This window comes from Mesorhizobium sp., from assembly GCF_024509055.1.
Classification (GTDB): Bacteria; Pseudomonadota; Alphaproteobacteria; order Rhizobiales; family Rhizobiaceae; genus Mesorhizobium.
Map to the genome: position 1 here is coordinate 1 of NZ_JANINM010000126.1, position 4,433 is coordinate 4,433.

Consider the following 4,433-nt stretch of genomic DNA (forward strand, 5'->3'; position numbering starts at 1 on the left):
ACATCTGCCGTATCACCGCGAGATCGTGGCTGATGAACAGCATCGACAGCCCGGCGAGGTCGCGCAGATCTTTCAGGAGGTTCAGGATCTGCGCCTGCACCGATACGTCAAGAGCGGATGTGGGCTCGTCGCAGATAAGCAGCGATGGTCGCGGCCCGAGCGATCTGGCAATCGCGATGCGCTGGCGTTGGCCGCCCGAGAAGGCATGGGCGAACCGCGCACCGGCTTCGGAAGGCAGGCCTACCGCCTCGAGCAGCGTCTCGGCGTCCAGCCGCGCCTCGGCGGCGTTGGAGGCGAGCTTGTAGAACAGGATCGGCTCGGCGATGGCCGCATTGATCCGCAGCCTTGGATTGAGCGCGGAATAGGGATCCTGAAACACCATCTGCAGCGATTTGCGAACCGATTTCTCGCGGCGTGCCGCAAGGGCCGTGCCTTGAAAATCGATCGTCCCCGAAGTTTGTTTGACGAGGCCGGCGATTGTGTTGGCGACCGTCGTCTTGCCGCATCCGGACTCGCCCACAAGCCCAAAAATCTCACCGCGCCGAACTTCGAAGGATACGTTCTTCACGGCCTTGAAAATCGATGCCTTGCCACCCGGAATGAGGGAGCGATGGCCATATTCCACGCACAGGTCGCGCACCGTGAGCGCGGCTTCGCCTGCCCTGCTCGCAATGGTGCTGGTATTCTTGGCGCGGACGGATTCGCGTGCATCCAAAGTGGCCTTGGTCGCCTCGCTCGGGATGGGCAAGCGCTCGAGGCGCGTATCGATCGGCGGAACGGCGGCGATCAGCGTGCGCGCATACGCCGCCTTCGGCGCGGTCAGCACATCGCGCGCCGACCCGGTTTCGACCAGGCGACCGTTCTGCATGATCGTCACGCGATCGGCGATTTCGGCCACCACGCCCATATTGTGCGTTACCAGCAGGACACCGACGCGCCGCTCGTCGGCAAGGTCGCGGATAAGCTTGAGGATCTGCGCCTGGACGGAGACATCGAGCGCCGTCGTCGGCTCGTCCGCGACGATCAGCTTGGGACCGCAGGCGAGCGCGGTGGCGATGACGACCCTCTGGCGCTGTCCGCCCGACAATTGGTGCGGGTAGCTGCCGAGCCGGCGCTCCGGTTCCGGGATGCCGACGGCCTTCATCAGTTCGAGCGCGCGGGCGCGAGCCTCGCGACGTCCGATCTTGAGATGCGCCAGCATGCCCTCGCAGAGTTGGCTCTCCACAGTGAAGAGCGGGTTGAGGCTCGTCATCGGATCCTGGAAGATCGCGCCCACGTCGCGGCCGGGAACGATGCCGTCGGCTCGCCCGGTACGGATGTCGATCGCCTTGCCCGCGATGGTGATGGAGCCGGACGCGATCCTGCCAGGCGCCTGCAACAGACCCATCAGCGCATTGCCGACGGTGGTCTTGCCCGCGCCCGACTCGCCGACCAGAGCGTGGATCTCACCCGGTTCGATCGTGAGGTCGACATTGTCGACGGCGGTGAGCAGCCGACCGTTGGCGAGCGGATACTCGACCCGCAAGTTCCTGATCTCGAGTACCGGCTGTGTTGCGTTCTTCATCAGTTCGCCATCAGCTTGGGGTTGAAACGATCGCGCAAATAGTCGCCGACCACGTTGACGGCCAGGACCAGGATGACCAGCACGCTGGCAGGCATGACGGCGATCCACCACAGGCCGGAGAACAGGAACTCGTTGCCTATGCGGATCAGCGTGCCGAGCGAGGGATAGGTGGCGGGCATGCCTGCCCCCAGGAACGAAAGGGTCGCCTCGGTCAGGATCGCGCCGGCGAGATTGATGGTTGCAATGACCATCACCGAGCTCATCACATTGGGCAGGATGTGGCGTAGCATGATGCGGCCCGACGGCAGTCCGATGACCTTTGCGGCGCGCACATAGTCGCGGGAAATCTCCACCATGCTGGATGCCCGCACGGTGCGGGCATATTGCACCCATTCATTGGCGGCGATAGCGGCGATCAGGATGACTGGGGCCCATGTCGAGACTGTTTCAGATCCTAGCTGCGCGCGGGCTATCCCGCTGATCAGAAGCGCGACGAGTATCGTCGGGAAACTGACCAAGACATCGGCGATGCGCATCACGATGCTGTCGACGATGCCGCCGAAATAGCCGGCTACGGATCCCAAGGCGACGCCGATCATGGCGGCCAGCAGCACGGCGCCAGCTCCGATCAGGATGGAGATGCGCAGCCCGAACAGGATGACCGAGACCAGATCACGTCCCTGATTGTCGGTGCCCAGCAGGAAGCGCGGGTCGCCGCCGTCCATGAAGACCGGCGGTATCTCCATATCGACCAGCGAATAGGAGGAGACGTTCCTCGGATCGATGGGCGCGATCAGCGGCGTGAAGATCGCGAGGAGGAGGATGGCGACCAGGATGGTGCCGGCGATGATCACCGAGACGGGTGGAAGCTGAATGCGGCGAAGGGAGCGCGAGGTCATTGTTTCGTCCTCAGCCGGGGATCGACGAAGGTGTAGAGGACGTCGACGACCATGTTGATCACCACGAACATGATGCCGACGAACAGGAGATATGCCGCCAGCACCGGGATATCCGGAAAGCCGACCGCATTGGTGAAGAGCAGCCCCATGCCCGGCCACTGGAAGACGGTTTCCGTGACGATGGCGAAGGCGATGAGCTGGCCGATCTGCAGGCCGGTGACGGTGATGACCGGCATCAACGTGTTGCGAAGGGCGAGCCGGCCATAGATGTGGCGACGCGGCAGGCCGCGCGCGAAGGCGAAGCGGATGTAGTCCGAGGACAGCACGTCGATCATTTCCGAGCGCACGAGGCGCATGATGAGCGTGAGCTGGAACAGGGCAAGCGTTATCGACGGCAGGATCATCGACTTCAGCCCCGAGACCGTCAGGAAGCCCGTTTTCCAGAAACCCAGATCGATCACGTCGCCCCGTCCGGACGAGGGCAGCCAACGAAGATCGACCGCGAAGACCAGGATCAGCAGCAGCCCGGTGACGAAAGTGGGCATCGAGACGCCGACAAGGGTGACCGACTGGATAAGCCGAGACAGGACGCCGTTGGGCTTGAGGGCGGAAACGATGCCGAGAGGGATGCCGAGGACGAGCGCGAGCACCGTCGCGACGATGACGAGCTCCAGCGTCGCGGGAAGACGGGCCAGCAGGAGCTCGGTCACGGGCTGCTGATAGCGCAGGCTCGTTCCGAGGTTTCCGTGAAGAACGCGCCAGACAAACTCCCCGAACTGGACGGCCAGCGATTTGTCGAGCCCCAGCGCGACGCGCAGCGCATCCTTCTCGGTCTGGCTCGCACCTTCGCGCACCATCATCGATACGGGGTCGCCGACGAAGCGGAACATAACGAAGGCGACTGCCGTTACGGCGATCATCACCAGGATCGCCTGGAGCAATCTCGCCAACAGAATCTTGATCATCAGAATGGGCTTCCTACGGAGCCAGAGCCAGCGCCTTGTGCCGGCATCACCCACTGCAATGCTGTATTGGCCGATGGCCGGCGCGACGATCGATTGCCGTCGCGCCGTCCGGAGTTGGCAGCGCCGCGCACCGCGCGGCGCTGCCAGAGCTCACTTCATGTTGGCGAACCAGGGTCGCACGTATTCGTCGGCGAACTGCGGCATGTCCAGCTTGTCCGACATCGCCCAGGCGACCGGCTGCTGATGCAGCGGCAGGTAAAGAACCTGGTCGTGCGCGATCTTGAAGGCTTCCTTCAGCTGGCTCACGCGCTTGCCCTCATCGAGCTCCGTGGCCGCGGCATGGGCCAGTTCATCGATCTTTGCGTTCGAGAGGCCATTCGAATTGCTGCCGCCGTAGGAGCCGTCATTGGTGGCAAGCAGGGACTGCAGCACGCTGAACCCGTCCATCGGAGGCAGCGAGGCCCAGCCGAACATGAACATGTCGAATGCTCCCTGGTCAGAGCGCGGGAAGAAGGTGGTCTTGCTTTCGACGCTCGCGTTGGCCTCGACCCCGATCTTGGCCCACATCGAAGCCAGGGCGAGACAGATCTGCTCGTCGGCGATGTAACGATCGTTGGTGCAGTTCAGGTTCATCTTGAACCCGTTCGGGTAGCCTGCCTCGGCCAGCAGGGCCTTGGCCTTCGCGGGATCGTAAGCCGGCGGCACATCGACACTCTTGTCGTAGCCCGTGACCGGAGGCGCGACCAGCGTGCCCGTCACACGGGACTTGCCGCGCATCAGCCGCTTCTGGATCGTCTGGAGATCGACCGCGTCCCAGAGCGCCTGGCGGACCCTGGCATCGAGGAGCGGATTGGGCTTGCCGGGCATCGCATGCAACTCAGGCTTCCAGTTGAAGCTGAGCAGGATGACGCGCAGCGAAGGGTTCTCCACGACCTTAAGGCCCGGAGTGTTGGCAACGCGGTCGATATCCTGCAGCGGGACCGGAGCGATGAGATCCACTTCGCC

General features: G+C 63.6%; 4 protein-coding genes. All 4 read right to left on the reverse strand.

The genetic code is table 11. The features are described 5' to 3' along the window. Positions 1-1,564: ABC transporter ATP-binding protein (locus Q0L57_RS06875; protein ID WP_296739917.1), on the reverse strand; the 1,564-nt coding region annotated here is incomplete at its 3' end. After that, positions 1,564-2,463, reverse strand: coding sequence for an ABC transporter permease (locus Q0L57_RS06880; protein WP_296739920.1), 900 nt, complete (start codon positions 2,461-2,463; stop codon positions 1,564-1,566). The genes Q0L57_RS06875 and Q0L57_RS06880, both read right to left, overlap by 1 nt. Further along, a complete protein-coding gene (locus tag Q0L57_RS06885) occupies positions 2,460-3,428 on the reverse strand; it encodes an ABC transporter permease (protein WP_296739923.1) in 969 nt (322 codons plus the stop codon). The genes Q0L57_RS06880 and Q0L57_RS06885 overlap by 4 nt, the downstream gene beginning before the upstream one ends. Positions 3,429-3,578: 150 nt before the next feature. After that, positions 3,579-4,433, reverse strand: an 855-nt coding sequence (locus Q0L57_RS06890) for an ABC transporter substrate-binding protein (RefSeq protein WP_296739925.1), incomplete at its 5' end; no start/stop codon positions are given.